This is a genomic window from Pedobacter sp. NEAU-ZC8, from assembly GCF_059278965.1.
On the sequence record NZ_JCAJXC010000002.1, the window covers coordinates 87,982 to 110,689 of the forward strand.

The 22,708-nt window shown below is 48.6% G+C and carries 17 protein-coding genes; 8 read left to right on the forward strand and 9 right to left on the reverse strand.

Translation table 11 applies throughout. From position 1 onward, the window contains the following. Positions 1-8: 8 nt before the first annotated feature. The 8 genes from eboC to AC5WJX_RS02170 form a co-directional block, all read right to left on the reverse strand. On the reverse strand, positions 9-887 hold the full coding sequence (eboC, locus tag AC5WJX_RS02135; RefSeq protein WP_494483161.1) for a UbiA-like protein EboC: 879 nt from the start codon (positions 885-887) through the stop codon (positions 9-11). 4 nt (positions 888-891) lie between these two features. Further along, entirely contained in the window at positions 892-1,878 is a 987-nt protein-coding gene (locus AC5WJX_RS02140; RefSeq protein ID WP_494483162.1) for a TatD family hydrolase, read from the reverse strand. Positions 1,879-1,892: 14 nt separating this feature from the next. After that, positions 1,893-2,579 carry an EboA domain-containing protein gene (locus tag AC5WJX_RS02145; protein ID WP_494483163.1) on the reverse strand — a complete coding sequence of 229 codons (687 nt, stop codon included), beginning with the start codon at positions 2,577-2,579 and terminating at the stop codon, positions 1,893-1,895. A gap of 7 nt (positions 2,580-2,586) precedes the next feature. After that, the gene (locus tag AC5WJX_RS02150) at positions 2,587-2,958 is read right to left on the reverse strand and encodes a transmembrane 220 family protein (protein WP_440428766.1); all 372 of its coding nucleotides are present in this window, start codon (positions 2,956-2,958) and stop codon (positions 2,587-2,589) included. 112 nt (positions 2,959-3,070) lie between these two features. Continuing rightward, complete coding sequence (locus AC5WJX_RS02155; RefSeq protein ID WP_494483164.1) at positions 3,071-4,438, reverse strand: 3-keto-disaccharide hydrolase; 1,368 nt, start codon at positions 4,436-4,438, stop codon at positions 3,071-3,073. Between the two features lie 31 nt (positions 4,439-4,469). After that, positions 4,470-6,740 carry a DUF7133 domain-containing protein gene (locus tag AC5WJX_RS02160; RefSeq protein WP_494483165.1) on the reverse strand — a complete coding sequence of 757 codons (2,271 nt, stop codon included), beginning with the start codon at positions 6,738-6,740 and terminating at the stop codon, positions 4,470-4,472. Positions 6,741-6,800: 60 nt separating this feature from the next. After that, on the reverse strand, positions 6,801-8,603 hold the full coding sequence (locus AC5WJX_RS02165; protein ID WP_494483166.1) for a RagB/SusD family nutrient uptake outer membrane protein: 1,803 nt from the start codon (positions 8,601-8,603) through the stop codon (positions 6,801-6,803). A 27-nt stretch (positions 8,604-8,630) separates the two neighbouring features. Continuing rightward, positions 8,631-12,041 carry a SusC/RagA family TonB-linked outer membrane protein gene (locus AC5WJX_RS02170; protein ID WP_494483167.1) on the reverse strand — a complete coding sequence of 1,137 codons (3,411 nt, stop codon included), beginning with the start codon at positions 12,039-12,041 and terminating at the stop codon, positions 8,631-8,633. A gap of 372 nt (positions 12,042-12,413) precedes the next feature. Between AC5WJX_RS02170 and AC5WJX_RS02175 the strand changes: the two genes are divergently transcribed. The 8 genes from AC5WJX_RS02175 to AC5WJX_RS02210 all read left to right on the forward strand — a co-directional run bounded on the left by AC5WJX_RS02175 (position 12,414) and on the right by AC5WJX_RS02210 (position 21,357). After that, positions 12,414-13,466 carry a LacI family DNA-binding transcriptional regulator gene (locus AC5WJX_RS02175; protein ID WP_494483168.1) on the forward strand — a complete coding sequence of 351 codons (1,053 nt, stop codon included), beginning with the start codon at positions 12,414-12,416 and terminating at the stop codon, positions 13,464-13,466. A 103-nt stretch (positions 13,467-13,569) separates the two neighbouring features. Beyond that, entirely contained in the window at positions 13,570-14,751 is a 1,182-nt protein-coding gene (locus AC5WJX_RS02180; RefSeq protein WP_494483169.1) for a Gfo/Idh/MocA family protein, read from the forward strand. A gap of 33 nt (positions 14,752-14,784) precedes the next feature. Further along, entirely contained in the window at positions 14,785-16,089 is a 1,305-nt protein-coding gene (locus tag AC5WJX_RS02185; RefSeq protein WP_494483170.1) for an MFS transporter, read from the forward strand. A gap of 26 nt (positions 16,090-16,115) precedes the next feature. After that, positions 16,116-16,928, forward strand: coding sequence for an SDR family oxidoreductase (locus AC5WJX_RS02190; RefSeq protein WP_494483171.1), 813 nt, complete (start codon positions 16,116-16,118; stop codon positions 16,926-16,928). 53 nt (positions 16,929-16,981) lie between these two features. Beyond that, on the forward strand, positions 16,982-18,175 hold the full coding sequence (gene uxuA / locus AC5WJX_RS02195; protein ID WP_494483172.1) for a mannonate dehydratase: 1,194 nt from the start codon (positions 16,982-16,984) through the stop codon (positions 18,173-18,175). Between the two features lie 29 nt (positions 18,176-18,204). Then, complete coding sequence (gene uxaC / locus AC5WJX_RS02200) at positions 18,205-19,623, forward strand: glucuronate isomerase (protein ID WP_494483173.1); 1,419 nt, start codon at positions 18,205-18,207, stop codon at positions 19,621-19,623. Between the two features lie 4 nt (positions 19,624-19,627). Beyond that, a complete protein-coding gene (locus AC5WJX_RS02205; protein WP_494483174.1) occupies positions 19,628-20,680 on the forward strand; it encodes a PfkB family carbohydrate kinase in 1,053 nt (350 codons plus the stop codon). 14 nt (positions 20,681-20,694) lie between these two features. Continuing rightward, positions 20,695-21,357: a bifunctional 4-hydroxy-2-oxoglutarate aldolase/2-dehydro-3-deoxy-phosphogluconate aldolase gene (locus AC5WJX_RS02210; protein WP_494483175.1), complete on the forward strand. Its 663-nt coding sequence runs from the start codon at positions 20,695-20,697 to the stop codon at positions 21,355-21,357. A gap of 24 nt (positions 21,358-21,381) precedes the next feature. Here the strand turns inward: AC5WJX_RS02210 and AC5WJX_RS02215 are convergent, their stop codons facing one another. Then, entirely contained in the window at positions 21,382-22,686 is a 1,305-nt protein-coding gene (locus AC5WJX_RS02215; RefSeq protein WP_494483176.1) for a D-alanyl-D-alanine carboxypeptidase/D-alanyl-D-alanine-endopeptidase, read from the reverse strand. Between the last annotated feature and the right edge of the window lie 22 nt (positions 22,687-22,708).

A 22,708-nucleotide genomic window follows, 5' to 3' on the forward strand; every position in this document is an offset into this window, starting at 1 on the left:
TCGTCTGATTAGGTGACGGCAAAAGATTTGCTCAGCCACAGGGAGAGTGGTAATAAAATAACGATGAACAGGGCCAATTGCCAGATGCCAAAAGCGCCGGCCCAGGATGCATTCAGTAGGATCAACGCAATGACACCTGCTTTAACCGCCTTTCCAATATTTTCTGCACTGGGCAGACGGAAAGCCCTTAACAGTGGCTTGAAAATCATCAGCACAAAAGGAATGAGAAAAACCAGGGTCAGTTCAATATTATGCAAGGAAGCGGAAACCCCGAGAATGCTGATAATTACCACTGCGTACAAAATTGCAGCAATGCGCAGCATCTTCCGATTTCCACCATGAACCTCACCCCTGCTGATGATGGTGATGGAGGCAATATAAACCAAGGGAATGAGCCCGAGGAACCACCAGTTTCCAATTTCATGCGACAAGATACTCATCCCCAGCATGAGGTTTAAGCCTCTGCAAAGCCCCATGTTCAGCAGCCCCCATACGGTATAATGTTTTGCCCAGCGGTTATAGCTTAGGCAGGCCAGTACAATTAATATGGCGATCACCAGAGATTCTGGCTGGAACAAAGCCGCTGCCCCAACGCCTATACCGAAAAATAACGTTCCGAAAACAATGGCTTCCGCCCGGGAGACCATGCCGCTGGGGATGGGCCGTTCCGGCCGCTCAATGGCATCCAGCCCCGCATCAAAAACATCGTTGAAGATGATGCCTCCGCTATAAAGACCGATTGTAGAGACACAAAGCAGCAACACCGGCAGGTAATCTTCCGAACTGCTGAAATAACCCGAAATGGCAATACCAGCGAGTACATCGGCAATCGCGGTAACCACATTTGCCAGTCGCATTAACCTGACCAATCCCAATGCTTTAGCCATACCTTTATGCAATGATGATGTTGTTCTTATCAATCCGCGGCTGTTGTCCGCCACGTAATATGGAGTTGCTTTCAAATTTCTGTGCCTGATCCACCTCGCGTACCTGATCAAAATCTTTTTCATTGATCTGGCCGCTCTGTCCAAAGGCGGTAATTGCGTTCCGGTAGGTTACCAGCTCAATGTCCTGCAGCGATATGCCGCGCTGCTTCATTAAAGCGGCCGACTTCGGTACAGCCAGCGGATCACTGATACCCCAGTCCGCCGCAGAGTTGATCATAATCCGCTCAGAGCCGTACTGCTTGAGGATCTCCACCATCCGTTCATTGCCCATCTTGGTAAATGGATAAATGGTAAAAGCTGCCCAGAATCCGCGATCCAGCACTTCCTTTACCGTTTCTTCGTTGTTGTGATCTATAATTATCGAAGCTGGCGACAAGCCATGTTCGATGGCAATATCCATGCTTCTGCTGGTGCCCTTCTTTTTATCACGATGCGGCGTGTGCACCTGCACCGGTAGCCCGGCCTCTTTGGCGAGTTCCAGCTGCAACCTGTAGTATTTTTCTTCTGCGGCGGTCTGGTCATCAAAGCCGATTTCACCGATACCCACAACCCCTTCTTTATAGACGAAAGATGGCAGCAGCTCCATCACCTGCTCCGCCAGTGCTTCATTATTTGCCTCCCTGGAATTTAAGCCGATCGTGCAATAATGTTTGATACCAAACTGTGAGGAGCGGAATCGTTCCCAGCCAATCAGGCTGCTGTAGTAGTCGCGGAAGCTGTCTAAGCCTGTCCGGGGTTGGCCAAGCCAAAAGGCCGGCTCAATTAACGCCACAATGCCCGCATCGGCCATAGCCTGGTAGTCGTCCGTGGTCCGCGAGGTCATATGTACATGCGGATCAAAGAACCGCATTCCGGAGATGTCAGTCAGGTCAAGTTGCGTATGCGTTCTTGTACCTTGATGACGTTCATTCAAATTGTTATTACAACACATATCTCTTGCGATTTCTATACTTCTATTAATTTATATATCTCCGGATTAACGCTTCTCCCTGCTGCCAGACGTTCCTGCACATAATCTGATAATGTTGCTTGAAGTGCCGGGTTTAGGCGCTCCTGCAATCCGTATATTCTTAATACATCTTTATCCGTGAAAAAAGCTTTTAAAACCATTTGGTTCCATGCCGCTTCAGATAGGTACTGCCTTGGATAAGGGTTATGGTACATGATGGCTTCCAGCACATTACCCATATTACTCCGGATACCGTCCTCACAGCGGCTTAGCCAGTATGTGGGGTATTGCAGCAAGGGTAAAGCTTTGTACAGCGCCACCAGCTCCTGGAGTTCCGCACCTACAAACAGGGTGTCTACAGCTTTCACATAGTTGTCTTGATCACCAGCGGGCAGCTGCTGCAACAGCCACACCCGACAGAACGTTTCAATGGTCCAGTCACCTAGCTCGTACCCTGGAATGAGCACGCTTATTTCCTGTATGGCTTTATCTTCCCCGCCGAGCAGATCCTTGGATGCATAACGCGGCACCTGCGCAAAAACTCTGTTCAAGGGCTTTAAATCACCCGTATTTTTAAACGTAGCCGCTATGTTGCTCAGCGAGCTGTATGCCTCAGGTCGCAACCTGGTTTCCAGCAGATAGGTAAACAGGTTTTCAATGCCCTCCATCGTTCCAGTCTTCATGTTACGCCTATATCAACGTCGTAAAATAATTGATTCCCAATGCAGCACTGATGATGAGCAGCCCGAAAAACTCCCTGGCTTTTTCGATGTAAGGCTTCGTTGCCTGCATACTTTCGACCAGACTTGGCCGGCCATAAACTTTAATCCAGTCCAAGACACCGTCTTTGCTGAAAAACAGCCGTACCGCGTAGATCAAGTAAAAAGATATGGCAATCAGATAGCCAAGCGGGTAATAGAAATGAATCGCAGCCAGCCCACATAAGCCTGCGGCTACCAGGTAGATCGGCACCCAAAGCCAGGAATCTCCATCATTCAGATTCACGTAAGCGAAGCCGATGAAAGAGATGCAGAAAATCACGTTCAGAATCGTCAGCAGCATATATTTGGTTTTCTAAACCCAATTAACCAATTATTCGACAGATCTGGTTCTAAATTTTGTAACAAAAGAATATACTAAAGCCCGGCTCAACACAGGCTGGGCTTCAGTAGACCTACAATTCTTTGATCTTAATGCTTCTAAAGGAAACCTTATTGCCATGATCCTGAAGTAGGATATGTCCCTGCGCTGCCTGGCCAAAATCCTTCCAATCTTTATACTTACTGATCTGAACCAAGGCCTTGAATTCCTCAGAGCCACGCTTGTATTCAAGCACTTTGAAGCCGTTCAACCAATGCTCAACACGATTATCGGGATATACACGCACCAATCCCCTGTTCCACTCCCCGATCTTACGCTTAGCATTGTTAATTTTCTTACTGGTGATCAGGTCATATAGTGATGACAGGGTGCGGTTTCCGTCCCTACCCATCTTTGCGTCCGGGTGACGTTCATCATCCAAAATCTGATACTCCAGACCTATTGCGGAACCTTTGGTTTTTTCGGCCAGCGTTACAAAATACTTTACTCCGCTATTCGCGCCTTCGGTCAGTTTAAAATCGAACTTCAACTCAAATGCTTTATACTGCTTTTCGGTAATGATGTCGCCACCGTTTGTGGACTCCTGACCATTGGCTTCCTGTACATTCAGTTCTCCATTGGAAATGCTCCAGCCGTTTTCCGGGAACTTGGTGCCGTTTCTTGCACTCACCCAGCCTTTAGTGGTTTTGCCATCCCACAGCATCTGGTACCCTTCCTGCTTTTCCTGTGCAGACAGATCATTCGGCACCAGGTTTACTACAAATATGTCGTCCATTTTTGAAGGTTTTAAATGCTCTGTTTGTATGCGGATATTTCTCCAGCGGATCTGCATGCCCGGCTTCATATCACCATAGATGCCATGCACCTGCAGCGCAATAAATCCTGAAGGTGTCATGTCATCCACCACATTCGCGGTTGGAATACCGTTAACCCAGGTGCGGATAGAATTTCCAATACACTCGATCCGGTACTTGTTCCATGCGTCACGCTTAAACGCTTTCTGTCCTTTAGGATTAATATCCAGCGGGTATAACCAACCACGGCGGGCTTCATCATATATTCCACCACTCCAGGCGCGTTCCGAAGGATCGACCTCCACCTGGTAGCCATGCACACGGTAATCCTGATAATCTGCCTTGCTTTCGCTCCGGATCTGTATACCCGAGTTCATATCATTGTTTACCAATAATTCGAGCTCCATGATAAAGTCGCTGTATTTTTCCTTGGTGGCCAGAAAAGAGTTCGGTTCCTTAGGAACGGTAGTTCCAATGATCTCCCCATTTTTAACTTCATAGGTGGCCTTTCCGTTCAGCTGCTCCCAGCCATCCAGGTTTTTTCCGTTAAACAAGGACTTCCAGCCACCACTGGATTGCTTCTGTTGGGCTGTACAGGTTCCTGAATAACAGAACACTGCCAGGATCAATAATTTACTTATGTTCATATCGTTATGGTTTGGTTGCTAATACTTGTTGTTATTTTGTAAATGGATTGCTCAGCAATTCTTCAACGGTGAATGCCTTATCACGCCCTTTGAATTGTTCCCTTACTTTCGTGACTTCCTGCTGCTTCACCTTATCGGCCTTGTTCCGGCCATAATCGCGAATGTAGCTTAGCAGTTGCGCGATATCCTCATCAGAAAATTCTATGCTGCTACCAATTCCAGGCATATCAGCCATGATCTCCGGTTTGGTGTACAGATGTTTATTCACTTCCACAGGTCCGGTAAGGCCATAAAGCACGATTGCAGCCAGCCGTTCTTTTTTGCCCGTCACCCATTCAGACTTGTTCAAGGGCGGTGCAAGTGACTTTATGCCATTCAGATCTGCGCCGTGGCAGGTCTGGCAATTGGTACGGAACAAAGCTGCACCTCTTGGGAACTTCCGTTCTGTTTCCCTCGGATCATTGTTGTTCAGCGCATTGAACTTATTGGTCACAATCGTTTTAAGCTGTTTATTGATGATCAATGACGTATCAGGCAGCTGGTTAAGTACCTGCTTTTGGTAGGCTTCCTCTTTGCCCTCCAGATTGGAGATTACCGCATCTGCTACAAACTTGTCGTTAGCATAGTTTTTAACCAGTTGATTTAGCATGGCCTCAGCAGCCTTGCTGTCGTAGGCTCTTATCGTTTGCGCAAGTAGAGCCAGGTATGGGGCAGCAAGTTTATCATTCAGCATGGCAGGGCTGTTCAGGGCTGTAACATATGCCGCCGCAGTGCGCTGGTTTATCACAGCGGGTATAACACTAAGTGCCTGCATTTTTACCGGCCATGCATTGGAATTCAGCGCGGCAAGCACTTCAGGACTTTCCAATGCATGCAGCCCTTCCAGAGTCCAGAAGGCATGGATACGTGCAAGCACATTATTCGACTGCAGCATTTTTTTCAACGCCGGAACCACATCCTTTTGCTTTCGGTCTACCAGCATCTGCTGTGCGCGATCCCGGATCCAGCCATTCGGATCTCCTAAAAGCTGCACCAGGGCCTGCGACGCTTTCGGCATCGCCTTGAACTTCGGTGCTTTACCTTTAGGCACAACCTTATAGATGCGGCCGCAAACCAGTGGCAAGGTTAGATCCCGCTTTTTAATTTCATTTTTCAGATATGGCGTAAGGTAGGTTTTATGCTGGATGATACCGCGGTACATATCCACGACATATAAAGCACCATCCGGGCCGTCATGCAGGTTCACCGGCCGGAAACGTTCATCTACGCTGGAGATAAACTCTTTCTCCTGATATGCCTGAGTCCCTTTAGCAACATAACCACTGTCTAAATTCATGATGTTCCGCTTTACCAGGTTCCCTGCAGGTTCTGCAACAAAGGAATTTAACCGGTAAGCCGAAGCAAAGAGGTCGCCACGGTAGATCAATGGTCCACAGGCGGCAGTGAAATTCACCAGCCGCTGTGTCGTATCCAATACACCAGGAAGATATCCGCGGTTTACCCCTGGAGTAGCATGTGCAGGATACACCCTATTGTCGGGCACCACGGCCATGTTGTAACCCGCAACCTCGCGCTGGTTCTTGTTGGTTGCTCCTAAACCTGGACTGAAGTAGTCGCCGATCACATTTGCGGAGTTGTGGTTATAGAACAATCGGCCGTAATTATCCTGACTGATGCCCCACTGCCCTCTAAAGTGTGTCTTTTCAATGATCCAGCGGTCGCCATCTTTCTTGTATCTTTTGGCAGATTTCGCATTATAGATCCAGTTGTCCATTGCGCGCAACAGGCCATTCGGCTGATGCTCAACATTCCCGTCATCGGCATACAAGCTGTCCACCAGCACCCTTTTACCGGGCTTATCATTCTTGATCTCGTAATACCAGAGGTAAGGCGGCTCCGCGACAAGCAAGCCATCCTCGATCAGGCAAAGTGCACGGGGTAAACGAAGGCTGTCCAGAAACACTTTGCGCTCGTCCATTTCGCCATCCTGGTCTTTGTCTTCAAGAATAACCACTTTTCCACTTGGACTATCTTCTCCGGTACCAAGGGTATCCGGCATAAAGCCATTCATCTCAAGCGCCCAGATGCGGCTTTGATTATCGAAAGTCAGCGCCACTGGTGCCGCAATAAGCGGTTCCGAAGCGATTAACTTCAGTTCAAAGCCCTCTTCAACGGTCATGTTATCCAGCGAGGCTTCTGCAGAAATCGGGTCAGTTTTACACTGGCTACACAAGACAGTGATGGCAGCCAGGCTTAATATAAATAGGGCTCGTATCGGTTTAGGCCACTGTTTTAGGTTCATACAAGGTGATATATTTGGATTTCTGCCGGCTCAGCGCCGGCAGCTCTAAAATAGGAACAATTAATAACCAGGGTTCTGCTTCAATGTAACTTTCCCGTCTTTAAAGCTATTTTCTACAGCTTGTTGCGGGATCGGGATTAAGGCATCCGGGTTTCGGGAGTAAGAAGCACCGGCAACGAAGCCCCGCAATTTCGATTCATACTGCAAATAGCCATTAAACTCGGCAGCATCGGTAGTATTGTCTTCGGCGCCAAAACGAATGGCATCGTAAGCACGGTGTCCTTCCAGCCCAAGCTCCAACGTACGCTCGTAGAATACCGCCTTCAACGCATTTGCAGGATTATCAAAAGGAAAAGCACCAGCGGTATATAAGCCAATTTTATAGTTTGCCGCTGCAGCACCATTGTTCTGCACCCAATTTTCCGGATTTGTCGTGTTGGTTGCCATCCGGTTACGTACCTGGTTCACATAAGCCATGGCAGCGCCTAAATTGCCCAGTCTGGATTCCACTTCTGCAGCAAGCAATAAAACATCAGCAAAGCGGATGATATCAATGTTCAGGTTATTGTACGGTGTTCCAGGAGCGGTATCCACCCCCTCCCGGGCCTTAAGCACAAAGTACTTCTTACCAATATATGGCCCTGCGAATGCCTGATCCCTCACCCAGGCCTTCCCAGGCATAATACCATAATCCAGGTATGGAATACCTCGTCGGCCTACGGTCCAGTCCAGACGTGGATCAATAAAGCCTGCATCCGGCGTAAATGCGGCGGTAGATTCAATGCCGTCATCATTTTTGATGAAAGCCGCATTTCGCGCCGCATCATCGAAGATCGGCAGTCCATTAGCGTCCACCCTGAACTTGTTTACGAACCATTGCGATGGATTAAAGTAGGCATAGCCACGCCCCAAAGTAGGACCATCACTTGCCTGCACGCCGGTATATAGATTTTCGCGGTTTGCATTCGCATGATTACTTGAACTACCATCGTTTACCGAATGCTGAATAGCAAACACAGACTCCGGACCATTCTCCAGCTGACTGTTGAAGTTATCATGATAGTTGGGATTAAGCGCGTATTTCTGGCCCCGAGAGGTTACGCCGTTAGCGATAACATCATCAAACTCCACTTTAGCAAGCGCATAGTTGGCATCATCACCTTCATTGCCCATGTAAACCAACACTTTTCCATAATAAGCCTTTGCTGCCCATTTATTTGCGCGGCCCAAATCCGACTGGGTAGCAGGCAAGTTTTCAGAAGCAAACTTAAACTCTGCCGCAATTTGTGGCCAGATTTCAAGAAAATTGCCGCTCTCGTCGGTATTGGGTACCCTGGCATCTTCCACGCTGCCTTCATCCATCCAGGGAAAGTTCTTAAACAGCCTTTTCATCATGAAGTGATAGTGGCCTCGCAGAAACCGGGCTTCTGCTTCCAGGCGGGTACGTTCTGCCTGATCCAGCCCTTGTACATCCGGCAAGGCTTTGAGCACCAGATTCGTCCGGGCTATAGCATCCGAGAAGTGGTTGAAGAACAGCAAGACCGAACTGTTGCTGGTGTTTACCTCGAAGCGTTGCACCTGTGTCATCTGAGGCTGTACCCCGGAGCCTGAGCCACGGTTGGCTTCCCCGCCACGAATGCTGCCGAACAAGCCTTGAGCAGGCGTTCTTTCCAGGCCTTCCGTACCGTTGAGCGGTGCATAGGCACCGATTAAAGCTTTTCTGATCCCCTCTGGCGTACTCAGCACACTTTCCGGAAATGATCCGATGGGTGGCTGTTCCACGAAGCTGTCCTTACAGGAGAACATCAGCGAACTGCTGCATAAGAGGAGGGCAATTATTTTGGAATGAAAATTTTTCATCATGTTCTTAATTTAAGGTTTGTAACTGTTTTAAAAGCCAACGCTAAGTCCGAATATCACTTGTTTTGGCGTCGGCAGTGTATTGGTGATCACGCCCATAGCGGTATCGGTATCCCCGTTCAACCCCGCATCCGGATCAAGCACTGTTGCATTTTTTGCGGTGAAAAGGTTTTGTGCTTGCACGTAAACACGGACCCGGTCGATTTTCGCTTTATTCACCAGGTTCGTTGGCAAGGTGTAACCCAGCTGAATGGTCTTCAACCGTACGTATGACGCGTCCTCCAGGTAGTAATCCGTAACGTTGGAGTTTGAATAATTATCCAGGATATTCAGCTTTGGCAGTTTGGCATTATTCCCGAGTTCAGGCGTCCAGGATTCGTTTAACATTCTGGCGCTGCGGTTAAACTGGAAGGTATTAAAATCCACGTTGTACCTGCTGAGGTTAAAGATCTCCCCACCCTGGTTCCAGAATACAAATGCCGTAAAGTCAAAGTTCTTATAGCCCATAGACAGGTTCAGACTGCTTTGAAAATCCGGGTGCGGCGAGCCGATGATCGTACGGTCAAGCGCATTGATCACGTTGTCTCCGTTTACATCTTTGATGCGCCAGTTACCTACTTCCGCAGGAATCCATGGCGTTGTAGTACCATTCGGGTTGTATACCGCCTGAAAAGCATCTACCTCCGCTTGACTGTTGAAGAATCCGTCCAGCTGGTAACCGTAGAATGATCCGATCGGACTGCCCACACGGGTCAAACTTGGACTGCCATTTAGACGAGAGCTGGCGCCCATGATCGTAGCCAGTGGATTATCCAGAATACGGGTGACTTCATTTTTGTATTTGGAAAAGGTAAGCCCAACTTCATAGGTAAAACCTTCCTTAAACTGTCCTCTTTTTGCTATTCCGATATCGATACCCTTATTCTCCATGTCTCCGGCATTTAAGAATGGCTGTACAGCCATTGTACCCGTAACCGGCGCCTGATTCCGTACCAGCAAGTCTTTGGTCTTTTTCTTGTAAACCTCTATGGTAAAATCAACCGTTCCCTTGAACAAGCTTGCATCCAAACCAATGTTGGTGGTGGCATTCTGCTCCCATTTCGCATTCGAATTAGCGACACTAGCCAAGGTGTAACTGTCGCTGAAACCAGATTGTGCCCCAGTGATCGGGTAGCCTTCACCCAGGCTGGACACATAAACATTATACTGGTTCTCATCCGGTAAGCCACTTTGATTACCGATGATACCGTAACTACCGCGTAGCTTCAGATCGCTGATAAACTCGATATCCTTCATGAAGTTTTCCGAGCTGACACGCCAACCGGCTGCCACAGCTGGAAAATAACCTACCCGGTTGTTCTTAGAGAAACGGCTCGATTCATCTCTTCTCAAGGTGGCATTCAAAAGATACTTGCCTGCAAAGGCATAATCAAGCCTGGAGAACAGTGAGTATAAACTGCTGCGCCGGAAAGTTCCACTATTGGTCTGTGCGCCAATACCCGCATTAATCACCTGGAAGTTTGGATTATCCTCCAGGTTCTGTGAAATCCCCAGACGCTGCGCGAACAGATCCTCTGCATACGAGCGGATGGCTTCAGTACCTGCAAGGATCTTGAAGTCATGCTTTTCTGCAAAGGTCCTGCTATAAGTTAAAGTATTGGTCCACGTCCAGGTATTGCTGTAGTTCTTGGCGTTGGAGATGCTGTTTGCCGCAGTATTTTCAGCATGCTCGTAGGTGATCGGCGTCATGTTCTTGAAGTTTCTCGAAGAATAATCAAGGCCAAACGAAGTTCGTGCAGTAAGCCCTTTTAGGATATCCACCTCCGCATAAACATTCCCGAAAACACCATAGTTCGCCATATTGTCGAAGCGGTTGCGGTAGGTTTCTGTTACCTGATTTCTTCCAGGATCGTTTGTAGAAACCAGCTGTGGGGCAGCGCTACTTGCCGGATTTCCCATGATGTCATAAACCGGAATCAGTGGAGACATCACCCAGGCTGTTTGTGGACCGGCACCATCCGGGCTGCCTGCACCTTTAACCTGGCTGAAGGAGAACTGAATATTTTCCCCTAGACGGATGTTATTTTTGATTTTAAAGTTTGAGTTCGCACGCATGGTATACCGGTCGAACGTATTGGTTTTCGCTGCTGTGTTTTCCCTGGTCAGGTAGTTAAGACTCAATGCGTAGTTGCCATTTTCTGATCCACCACTCGCGCCGACTTGAATGTTAGTGATGGGTGCGGGGTTATAAATCTCATCAAACCAGTCCGTATCGCTGGACTTTACAATTTGATGGGTCTTGAAATCGTAATTTTTAGGGTCAGTAAGGGAAGCAAATAAAGCAGGATCGGTGGTCCGCATGCGCTCCAATGCCGCACCGCCAATTCTTGAACCGTTGTTATTTACCAGAATATACTCCGGAACTACCGGTGTTGCACCAGATCCGAACTGGTCATGTTTCCAGCTTGCCCCCCCAACAGCATAGGCAGCATTCCCTGTGGCCGCATAGGCACCTTCCATCTGCCTCCAGTACAGATCACCAAGTTCTCTGGCATTCAGCAGATCCGGGAAATCCCCTTTACTCACGTAATTGATGCCGGTATAGGAATCAACTGTGATCTTCGCTGCACCCGCTTTACCCTTTTTCGTGGTGATGATCACCACCCCGTTTGCCGCACGTGCACCATAGATTGAAGCCGAGGCTGCATCCTTTAATACCTGCACAGAAGCAATATCATTTGGATTCAGGTTATCAATTGCTGAGGAAGTATTTCCACTTCTGGATCCGGCGTTTGGCGTATTGGCCGATACCGGTACCCCGTCGATAACATATAGCGGTTCTGAGCCGGTAAATGAACCAAAACCCCGGATCCGAACCTTTGCACCACCATCCAGACTACCATCACCGCTGACAGTTACGCCCGGTGAACGGCCTTGCAGCTGACTGGTCACATTTCCGGTAGGCGTAGATTGCAGGGCTTCTGCATCCACAATAGAAACCGAACCGACGATATCTTTTCTTTGCTCGGTCGCATACCCCGTCACCACCACTTCATTCAGGTTACCCACGTCCTCTGCAAGTTTCACATTGATGACCTTACGGTTGTTCGCCGGAATCTCCTGACTTATATAGCCAATGTAAGAATACACGAGCATGCTCGTGGCAGGCGCATTCAAGGTGTAGCGCCCATTTGGATCGGTCAAGGTGCCATTTGTCGTACCTTTCACCAGCACACTCACACCAGGAATCCCCTGTCCGGACCCATCTGTCACGGTACCCGAAATGGTGGTCTGCTGAAAAACCGTCTCCATCAAAGGTAATGGCCTTACACTCGCTTCCGCGGTCGTCACTGCGGTAAATAAAATTACCGCCACAAACTGGTGCACGCGCGTCCGGGAGACGGCCTGCCAGCTTAAGGGTTTGATAAAATTTGAATTCATACAGGTTTATTTTGGTTAGAAGTTGAATTATATACGGCTGAGCGCAGGTGGATCAGAAACACGCAGCTACAGGATCAGGAGCTGGATGCTCGAGGTTCTTGAGGTATCATAATCTATAGGTCTATATTTGGTATATGTCTGCAAACGATTGCAGATACATATTTATACAAAAAATTAGAATAAACAAAATGTTGAAGGTAGAAATCAACTTATCTGATGTACAGCATTTTACTCAAAGGCCTTTACTAGGTTATCAAAGCATATTCTCTGGAACAGCTTTAAGCGGGAGGAATCGAGGTTCACAGGTGGAAAGGAAAAATTGAGTAGACACTGTAACATTTTTACTGCTATTTTTGAGAACGATTGCAGCAAATGAGAAAGAAACAGCAACAAGTAACTATTAAAGACATCGCTACCGAAGTAGGCATGTCGGTGTCTTCCGTTTCCAGGGCACTAAGCGACCACCCGCACATCAGTGAGGAAACGAAAGAAAAAGTAAAAGCTGTTGCTCAACAACTTGGCTACAGGTATAATGCGCTTGCTGCCGCACTTAGAAGCAGTAGGTCCAAGACCATCGGACTGATTGTGCCCAGGATTTCCATGCCCTTTCAGGCTGCGGTAATTACCGCCATACAGAACCGCTTGCAGACCTTTGGCTACAACCTCATGATTTTCCAGTCCAATGAGTCGCCAGAACAGGAGAAAAAGATCGTAAATCTCTTGATGGGCACGCAGGTGGAAGGACTCATCGTTTCTGTGACCTTATATACCAAAGACTACCATATTTTTGATCGCAGCACCTTAGGCAATGTGCCTGTTGTTTTCTACGACCGGGTACCCATTGATAAAACCTGCCATAAAATTGTTGGAGACGAATACACTGGTGGATACCAAGTTACGCGGCATCTGCTGGAGCAAGGTTGCAGACGCATTGCACACATCAGCGGTCCCTTAAGTTGCAGCATCTACCTGCAGCGGCTCAGTGGCTATAAAGAAGCATTAAAGGAATTTAATATCCCTTATGATGAATCGCTGGTCTACTTTCATGAGCTCAACAAAGAAAATACGCTGAACAGCTGCCAAGCACTGTTCAGTAAAGCTCAGGTACCGGATGCAGTTTTTGCATGTAATGACACCGCGGCACTTGCAGTACTGGAATATGCGAGAACCAAAAACATCAGCGTTCCTAAACAACTGAAGGTCACTGGCTATGCAAATGACAGCAGGACGGAGATCTCCAGGCCACAAATTACCTCCGTAGAACAGTTCCCCCATTTGATGGGCGACGGCGCTGCCAAGCTGATCATGGACCTGATCGAAACACAGGATCTTAACAATAAGAGCTACATTTCCATGACTACGCCCGTAGAGCTGATTACCAGGGAGTCCAGTAGCACGATACCAACCCGACACAAAAAGGACTAAGCTTTTATTTCGAAGATTTCTTTTGATATAAGGATTATTATTTCTAAATATGTAATGCAAACGATTGCATATCCTTGCGGCAATAGAATACCAAATATAAGCTATGAACGAAAGTGTAATAAAGGCCGGCATCATCGGTTCTGGCTTCGCTGCCAGATTTCATTTTGATGCCCTTAAACGTGTTTTCAGCACCAAGGTTGAAGTTGTTGGTGCCTATTCCAGGAACATGGATAAACTGCAGCAGTTTACCAGCGATCGAAACATCCAGGCCTTTGAGCAGCTTGAAGCACTTATTGATGCCTGCGACGTACTGCATGTTTGCAGCCCTCCGGTTACCCATGAACCTCTGGTGCTTGCCATTCTGCAAAAGCACAAACATGCAATTGTCGAAAAGCCTTTTACCGGTTATTTTGGTGACGGCAGCAGTAGCTTCAATGGCGATACCTTTCCACGCCAAACCGGACTGGACCATACCTTAGCAAGTTTGAAACGAATGCTGGACGCTGAAAGCTCCAGTCAGGGCCGGATCATGTATGCGGAGAACTGGGTTTACGCCCCCGCCATTCAGAAAGAACGTGAAGTACTGGAAAAAACCGGCGGCCAGATTCTATGGATGCATGGCGAACAATCGCATTCCGGCTCCCACTCCCTGGCTTATGGCGAATGGAAGTTGTCCGGCGGTGGGTCGATGATCGGCAAAGGCAGTCACCCGATCGCTGCGGCCATCTATCTCAAACATGTCGAAGGCCGTACCCGTAGTGGCTCCCCAATACGGCCAAAAACCGTATCCGCGCGTACCCATGCCATTACTCGCATGGAAACTTACGACAATAAAGGTCATCTGCAAACCCACTATAAAGACATTGAAGACCTGGCGATGGTGCACATCGTTTTTGAAGATAATACGGTTGCCAACCTGTTTGCGACTGAGCTCGTGCTCGGCGGAGTAAAGAACCGCCTGGAAGTGAATGCCAACAACCACCGCACCGTCTGCAACATTGCACCAAATGATGCCATGCAGGCCTATACCCCAAATGAAACCTACTTCAAGGATGTTTATGTAGTCGAAAAAACAGAAACCAAACAAGGCTGGTCAAGCATTTCCCCGGATGAAGGATGGTTCAATGGATACCAGCATGAAATGGATGCCTTTTACCGCAGCGCTGCATTTGGAGCCCCGATCGAATCCAACAGCAGTCTGGCTGCAGACGTCATGGCAACCATATACGCGGGCTACGTGTCTGCGGAGCAGAGAGGCACGGAAGTCGCCATCACCACCCTTTAACCAAAATCACCAAATATAAACCCGTTTTTGAATATGGAAAACGCAAAAAGAGGAAACTACCGCTGGATCGTCTGCGCCCTTTTATTTTTCGCAACAACAATTAACTACATTGATCGTCAGGTTATTGGCCTGCTTAAGCCCACATTGGAGAAGGAATTCCACTGGACGGAAGTCGACTATGGCTATATCGTGATGGTATTCGCCATCATGTACGCCGTAGGTTATGTGATCTTCGGAACCTTCATCGATAAAGTGGGGTCAAAGATAGGTTACGGTATCTCCGTGCTCGTCTGGAGTATTGCGGCGGTGCTGCATGCACTGGCAAAAAGCACCCTGGGCTTCGGCTTTGTACGAGGATTGCTGGGCCTGGCGGAAGCCGGTAACTTCCCTGCAGGGATTAAAGCGGTTGCAGAATGGTTTCCCGTGCGGGAGCGTGCCCTGGCTACCGGGATCTTCAACTCCGGAACCAGTGTGGGTGCTGTACTTGCCCCGGTCATTGTACCCTGGATCCTCGGTTTGTATGGCTGGCAGGAAGCATTTGTCATCACCGGCGCCATAGGGTTTATATGGCTGATCTTCTGGTGGATCTTCTATGAGATTCCGACCAAGCAGAAAAGACTTAAAAAGCCGGAGTTCGACTACATCATGAGCGATGTGGACCAGGCAGCACCGGAAGCTAAAATGAAGATCAAGTGGGGTCATTTGCTGGGCCTGAAACAAACCTGGGTCTATATCGTGGGTAAGGTACTTACCGACCCGATCTGGTGGTTCTTCCTGTTCTGGCTGCCCTCTTTCTTTGCTGATACCTTTGCCCTGGATCTAACTAAACCGAGCCTGCAGCTGGCCGCGATTTATGGCGCAACCACCTTTGGCAGTATCGGCGGCGGCTATCTGTCCTCCCATTTCATCAAATCGGGTTGGCCGGCATTGAAGGCGAGAAAGACCACCCTGCTCATTGTGGCCATCCTGGTGATGCCGATTTTTCTGGTGCAATATGCCTCGAACATCTGGAATGTGGTAGCCCTGGTTGCCTTGGCAACCGCAGCACACCAGGCCTGGAGCGCAAACATCTTCACCATCGTATCAGACATGTTTCCGAAATCGGCCGTAAGTACCGTCGTAGGTATCGGCGGGATGTCGGGTTCTATAGCCTCTGCCCTTTTCCCTATATTCGTGGGTACATTATTGGCTTATTATAAAGATCTTGGAAACATTTCCGCAGGCTACCATATTCTATTTATCATCAGTGGCTGCGCATATATTCTGGCTTGGGGAATCATCACACTCCTTACCCGCAAAATGAAGCCCATTACGATGATACAAGAGGAAGTAAACTGATCTAAAACTATTGCAAACACATCCATATGGAATTTGGAACATTAAAAGATAAAGTCATTGTAGTCACTGGCGGAACAGGCGTGCTCGGCGCTTCTTTTGTCAGCAGCATCAGCCGCATGGGCGGTAAAGTCGTCATTCTCGGTCGCAAGCTGGAGATCGCGCAGCAACGTGCAGCAGCAATTGAAGCTCAGGGAGGCAGCGCCCTTGCCGTCATGGCCGACGTGATGGATATCAGCAGTCTGGAAGCAGCGAAAGCTGAAATCCTCCTCCGGTTTGGCCGTATCGACGGCTTGGTGAATGCCGCAGGGGGCAACATGCCTGGCGCGGTGATCGCACCGGAGCAGGATCTCTTCAGCCTGGACATGAATGCCTTCAACCAGGTCATGAGCCTGAACCTGCAAGGCACCATCCAGCCTACGCAGGTATTCGGACCTGAGATCGCAAAGGTCGGACAAGGCAGCATCGTCAATATATCTTCTATGACCGCTCAGCGGGCAATTACCAAAGTCATGGGCTACAGCATTGCCAAAGCTGCTATTGATGCCTATACACGCTGGTTTGCCGTGGAGCTGGCCAATCGATATGGCGATAAGATCCGCATGAATGCCATCGCACCGGGATTCTTCATTACCGAACAGAACAGACGACTGCTGACGAATGAAGACCAGAGCCTGACGGAACGTGGTAATCTTGTCATCCGCCAAACGCCATTTAAGCGCTTCGGTGAACCGGAGGAACTTGAGGGTGCGCTGATCTGGCTGCTGAGCGACGACTCCAAATTTGTAACCGGAACGGTAGTCAGTGTAGATGGCGGTTTTGCCGTATTCGGGGGCGTTTAAAGACAAGCGTTAGCCATTTAAAAAAGGTAATTTATAAGCGTGATGAAAGAATTATGAGCTTAGAACAAACATGGAGGTGGTACGGTCCAAATGACCCGGTGCCACTATCAACCATACGGCAGGCAGGTGCCACTGGCGTTGTTACCGCCCTGCATCATATCCCCAACGGAGAGATCTGGACTAAAGAAGAAATTCTGGAGCGTAAAGCTGAAGTTGAACAAGCGGGCTTAACCTGGTCCGTCGTGGAAAGCGTACCCGTACACGAGGACATCAAAAAACGTAGCGGCGATTACGAGCGCTACATTGAAAATTATAAAACCACCTTACTTAACCTGGGTGCCTGCGGCATAGACATCGTTTGTTACAACTTCATGCCGGTGCTCGACTGGACACGCACCAACCTGGACTATGAAATGCCGGATGGCTCCACTGCGTTGCGCTTCGAAGCGTTAGCCTTTGCCGCATTCGAGCTATACATTCTGCAACGCCCAGGTGCCGCAGCAGCCTACAGCGAAGAAATTCAACAAAAAGCACATACCTGGCTGGAGGAGCAAAAAGAAACGGATAAGAAGCTGCTCGTTAAAAACATCATTGCCGGACTACCTGGATCTGAAGAAGGTTATACCCTGGTCGAGTTTCTCAAGGTGCTGAAAAGCTATGAACACATCGGTCCGAAGGAACTGCAGGCAAACCTGATCCATTTCCTGAAGCAGGTGGTACCCGCCGCAGAACAGGCTGGTGTGCTGCTTTGTATCCATCCCGATGATCCACCATATCCCATCCTGGGCCTGCCGCGGGTAGTGAGCACGGAAGCCGACATTCAGGCGCTGTATGAAGCCGTACCCTCCAGCCACAATGGCCTGACGTATTGTACAGGCTCCTTCGGCGTAAGAGCAGATAACGACCTGCCAGGCATGGTGGAACGCCTCGGGCACCGGATCCATTTCATTCATCTACGAAGCACCCGGCGGGATGAAGATGGCAACTTCCATGAAGCCGATCACCTGGATGGTGACGTCGATATGTATGCCGTGATGAAAGCCCTGGTTCAGGAACAGCAGAAACGCATTGCGGCAGGAAGAAAAGACACCAGAATGCCATTCCGGCCCGACCATGGCCATAAAATACTCGACGACCTGCATAAAAAAACCAACCCTGGCTATTCGGCAATTGGCCGCTTGCGCGGACTGGCCGAACTACGCGGACTGGAACTGGGCATCCGCAGAAGTCTGGATAACAGTAATTGAATTTAAAAGAACGACCTAAAACCGGCAATATGAAAGAATTTCTGGACGAGCAGTTCCTCCTGGAGACGAAAACCGCAGCACGTTTATACCACGACTATGCGAAAGAAATGCCCATCATCGACTACCACAACCACCTGCCACCAGATCAGATTGCAGCGGACCTGCAATTCGGTAACATGACGCAGATCTGGCTGGCAGGCGATCACTATAAATGGCGTGCCATGCGCGCAAACGGTGTTAGCGAAGCCTACATCACCGGCAATAAATCCGATGAAGAGAAGTTTGGTAAGTGGGCAGAAACCGTCCCCTATACGATGCGTAATCCACTTTATCACTGGACACACCTGGAATTACAACGCTATTTTGGCATTCATGAACTGCTGTCGGATAAAAACGCTTCAACCATTTACCAGCAATGTAATGAGCAACTGCAAAGCCCTGAGTTTTCCGTAAGGAACCTCCTGCGCCGCATGAACGTACAACAGGTCTGCACCACAGATGATCCATTAGATTCGCTAAACTTCCACCAGCAATTGCTTGAAGGCGCGTTCGAAATCGGGGTAGCACCTGCTTTCCGTCCTGACAAGGCCATGAACCCGGATGATCTCGATGCGCTTAACCAGTATATTGACAAGCTTGAAAGTATCAGCGATATCGAAATCACCGATTATGATAGCTATTTGAAAGCTTTAAAGAGCCGGCACGACTACTTCGCCGCCAAGGGCTGTACCGTGTCTGATCATGGCCTGGAACAGATCTATGCGGAAGATTTTGAAGCCGCAGAAATTCGGCAGATCTTCGAAAACATACGACTCAGAATTGCACTTACCCCTTCCGAAGCCCTAAAGTTTAAGTCGGCCATGCTCTACGAGTTTGCGCTTTGGGACCACGAAAAAGGTTGGGTGCAACAATACCACCTGGGGGCCTTACGCAACAATAACCGTCGTGCACTGCAAAACCTTGGCCCGGATACCGGCTGGGACTCCATTGGTGACTTTAGCCAGGCCGCTGCCCTATCCCGCTTCCTTGATAAGCTTGATGCAGATGACCGCCTGACCAAAACGATTATTTACAATCTGAATCCTGCCGACAACGATGTGATGGCCGCTATGATCGGGAACTTCAACGATGGCTCCCTTGCCGGAAAGATCCAGTTCGGCTCTGCCTGGTGGTTCAACGACCAGAAGGAAGGTATGATCAAACAGCTAAACACGCTATCCAACATCGGCCTGTTGAGCCGTATGGTTGGCATGCTGACGGATTCACGCAGCTTCCTTTCTTTCCCGCGGCATGAGTACTTCCGTCGCATTTTGTGCAACCTTTATGCGAACGATGTCGAGAACGGTGAACTGCCGAACGACATCGAATGGATCGGAAAGACCATCCAGGATATCTGCTATTACAATGCGAAGAACTACTTTGCATTTCCCGCTTCAAAGAACGGATAAGCCCATGAGTACAACTGAAAACACCAGGTTCAATCCAGCGGGCAAAGGCGTGTTATCCTTTGGCGAGCTACTGCTGCGGATCTGTCCGGATGCAAATGCTGATTGGCTACAGACTAACCAGCTACCTGTATACGTTGGGGGTGCAGAACTTAACGTTGCCTCAGCGCTTACGCTCTGGGACGTTTCATCAGCTTACCTGACCGCTATCCCGGACAACATGCTTTCAAGGCAACTGATCGGCTATATTGAAGCGAGAAAGGTAAACGCAGACCGGATTAGCTTGCAGGGTAAACGTATGGGTATCTATTACCTGACCGCCGGCGAGGATGTAAAACATGCCGGCGTGATCTACGACCGCGCACATTCCGCATTTGCGGAGTTGCAACCAGGTGCAATTAACTGGCCCGAGGTATTTAAAGGCATCTCTTGGTTTCACTTTTCCGCGATATGTCCGGCGCTTTCTGAAAATGTCGTAGCGGTTTGTGCGGAAGCCCTGCAATATGCTTCCGAAAACGGCATCTTTATCTCCCTGGATCTGAATTACCGTGCAAAGCTATGGCAGTATGGAAAACAGCCCATTGAAATAATGCCGCAACTGGCAAAATACGTTGACCTGATCATGGGCAATGTATGGGCCGCAGAACTGATGCTCGGCACACCTTTAGCTGCCGATCTGAAAGCACGCGATACAGAACAAGGTTATCTTGAGCAGGCAGAAATCACTTCCAAGGCCATTATCAGCCTGTTTCCGAAATGTAAGGTGGTCGCAAACACCTATCGCTTCGATTTTATGGAAAGTGGCATAAAATATTACACAACGCTTTATGCTGACGAGCAGTTTTACCGTTCCGCAGTATACAGTACACCAGATTACGTTGATAAAGTTGGGAGTGGCGATTGTTTTATGGCCGGATTAATTTACGGCCATTTCCAGGGGCACAATGACCAGCAGATTCTGGATTTTGCCACCGCAGCGGCATTCAACAAACTTTTCGTTGCAAGCGACGCGACCAGTACCAAAACAGCGGAGATCTACGCCTCGATTAAGAAAACCTGAGCAACATTTTACAGATGAAGAAAACCAGAGAAGAAATATTAGCAGCATTATTGGAGCAGGGACTATTACCCCTGTTTTATTTGGACAGCAAGGAAGAAAGTGCCGAAATACTCACCGCCTTATACCGGGCCGGGGTACGTGTATTTGAATATACCAACCGCGGTCCTGCCGCATTGGAGAACTTCAAACACCTGATCGAACTGAAAAACCGTAGCATGCCGGATCTACATTTGGGCATTGGCACGATAAAATCCCTTCAGGATGCTGAAACATTCCTTAACGCTGGTGCCGATTTCCTGGTTTCTCCGATCATCAACCCTGAAGTGGGCAAGCTCGCACAACAAACGGGATTATTATGGATCCCGGGCTGCATGACCCCTACAGAAATTGATCTGGCGCAGCAATATGGCGCATTGCTCATCAAGATCTTTCCGGCGAATATCCTGGGACCTGAATACATCGCTTCCATCAGGGAGCTATTCCCGGGGCAGCACTTCATTCCGACCGGTGGTGTAGACCTTACCGCAGCAAATATCAGTGCCTGGTTCAAGGCTGGCGTAAGTGCCGTAGGGATGGGCAGCAAGCTGATCAGCAAGTCGCTGGTACAGGAAAAAGATTATGCAAGCCTGCAAGAAAACACTAAAAACGTGCTACAAACCATAAAGGAAAACCGGTAGAAACGAAACATTTCTAGCCTGAGTCTAGAAATGTTCATGGATGTAACTTACCACCCGGGCCATCTCTTTCCTGACCTCGGCCATAGGCAGCACATAATTGTTGTTCATAAAAGAATAGATCAGAACTTTCCCTTTTTTGGTCAGCACGTAACCACTTTGGTTGTGCACGCCAGATAAAGTCCCTGTTTTGCCGTAAACAAAAGGGTTATCGGTTTTAGGATAAGCATTCTTCAATGTTCCTGACTTACCTCCTGCCGGCAGCATATCAAACAATCTTTTCTGATCCTTCACGGTATGGTAAATGGAATCCAGTACCGACACCATATCCCTTGGGCTGAACAGGTTGCCTTTCGACAGTCCGGAACCATCGACCCAGGAGGGATTTCCTGGCAGATTGGATAGGTATTGCTTTCGGACATGTGCAATCGCTTTTACGCCATTTAATTCTGCACCCAGGCTATTAGAATAAACGAGCAGTAGCTGTTCAGCAATAAAGTTATCACTTGGCAGCATCATAGCCTTCAAAACCGAATCTGTTTTAACACTGTACAAGGTTTTAGCATCCCCGGGCATTTTCATGCTTATCACACCAATAGAGCGTTTAACCGCATCCGTAAGCAAGTTTACCGTCAATACCGTACTTGTCTTATAAGGCACATATTGCGTATAATCTCCCGGAACAGGCATGTCCGGGTACTTGAAAAGATTCTGATCATAAGCACGAACCACGCGAAAAGCTTTACGATCCGCACTCGTGTCCTTGACAATACAGTTGTTCAGCGATGCCGGTAATACCTGCAACTTGCCATTGCTGCCACTTAAGGCAAGCATATTGTCTTTGATGGGGAATTCGTTGATCTCAGGCTGGTAATAGTCATTAAAGTCGTCCCAGGACCAGCCATTCCCATAAAAATTCCCAGCATAACGCCCGGCGGCGAAAAACAATTTTTTGGGGCTATGCTTCAAGAAGCGCAGTACACGATCACTCTTCAGCTGGTTCTCCAGGAACGAGGGATCACCAGTGCCCCAAAAGATCAGCGAATCGCCGCGTTCTACATAACGCAAGGCCGGAATGGAATCACCCAGCATCTTCAAGCCAGCGTAAAAAGTGTAGAGTTTGGTATTGGATGCCGGAACAAAGTAGCGATCAGCATCTTTCTCATAGATCATCCTTTTTGACTGCAGGTCATATAAGGCAAAACCAGTATGGTACTGGTTGGTTATAGCAGGTTTGTCAAACTGCCTGGCAACCTGCTTGGCCATTTTCTGGTTCATGGAGCAGGCACTGCAAACAATACTGGCGAGGAGGCCTAGGATGATTTTCTTCATGTAAATTTAACTTGTCCGGGTA

Bases quoted from the DNA above. Each gene is read 5' to 3' on its own strand.
- eboC (WP_494483161.1), bottom strand. From the start codon at position 887: ATGGCTAAAGCATTGGGATTGGTCAGGTTAATGCGACTGGCAAATGTG.
- AC5WJX_RS02140 (WP_494483162.1), bottom strand. From the start codon at position 1,878: ATGTGTTGTAATAACAATTTGAATGAACGTCATCAAGGTACAAGAACG.
- AC5WJX_RS02145 (WP_494483163.1), bottom strand. From the start codon at position 2,579: ATGAAGACTGGAACGATGGAGGGCATTGAAAACCTGTTTACCTATCTG.
- AC5WJX_RS02150 (WP_440428766.1), bottom strand. From the start codon at position 2,958: ATGCTGCTGACGATTCTGAACGTGATTTTCTGCATCTCTTTCATCGGC.
- AC5WJX_RS02155 (WP_494483164.1), bottom strand. From the start codon at position 4,438: ATGAACATAAGTAAATTATTGATCCTGGCAGTGTTCTGTTATTCAGGA.
- AC5WJX_RS02160 (WP_494483165.1), bottom strand. From the start codon at position 6,740: ATGAACCTAAAACAGTGGCCTAAACCGATACGAGCCCTATTTATATTA.
- AC5WJX_RS02165 (WP_494483166.1), bottom strand. From the start codon at position 8,603: ATGATGAAAAATTTTCATTCCAAAATAATTGCCCTCCTCTTATGCAGC.
- AC5WJX_RS02170 (WP_494483167.1), bottom strand. From the start codon at position 12,041: ATGAATTCAAATTTTATCAAACCCTTAAGCTGGCAGGCCGTCTCCCGG.
- AC5WJX_RS02175 (WP_494483168.1), top strand. From the start codon at position 12,414: ATGAGAAAGAAACAGCAACAAGTAACTATTAAAGACATCGCTACCGAA.
- AC5WJX_RS02180 (WP_494483169.1), top strand. From the start codon at position 13,570: ATGAACGAAAGTGTAATAAAGGCCGGCATCATCGGTTCTGGCTTCGCT.
- AC5WJX_RS02185 (WP_494483170.1), top strand. From the start codon at position 14,785: ATGGAAAACGCAAAAAGAGGAAACTACCGCTGGATCGTCTGCGCCCTT.
- AC5WJX_RS02190 (WP_494483171.1), top strand. From the start codon at position 16,116: ATGGAATTTGGAACATTAAAAGATAAAGTCATTGTAGTCACTGGCGGA.
- uxuA (WP_494483172.1), top strand. From the start codon at position 16,982: ATGAGCTTAGAACAAACATGGAGGTGGTACGGTCCAAATGACCCGGTG.
- uxaC (WP_494483173.1), top strand. From the start codon at position 18,205: ATGAAAGAATTTCTGGACGAGCAGTTCCTCCTGGAGACGAAAACCGCA.
- AC5WJX_RS02205 (WP_494483174.1), top strand. From the start codon at position 19,628: ATGAGTACAACTGAAAACACCAGGTTCAATCCAGCGGGCAAAGGCGTG.
- AC5WJX_RS02210 (WP_494483175.1), top strand. From the start codon at position 20,695: ATGAAGAAAACCAGAGAAGAAATATTAGCAGCATTATTGGAGCAGGGA.
- AC5WJX_RS02215 (WP_494483176.1), bottom strand. From the start codon at position 22,686: ATGAAGAAAATCATCCTAGGCCTCCTCGCCAGTATTGTTTGCAGTGCC.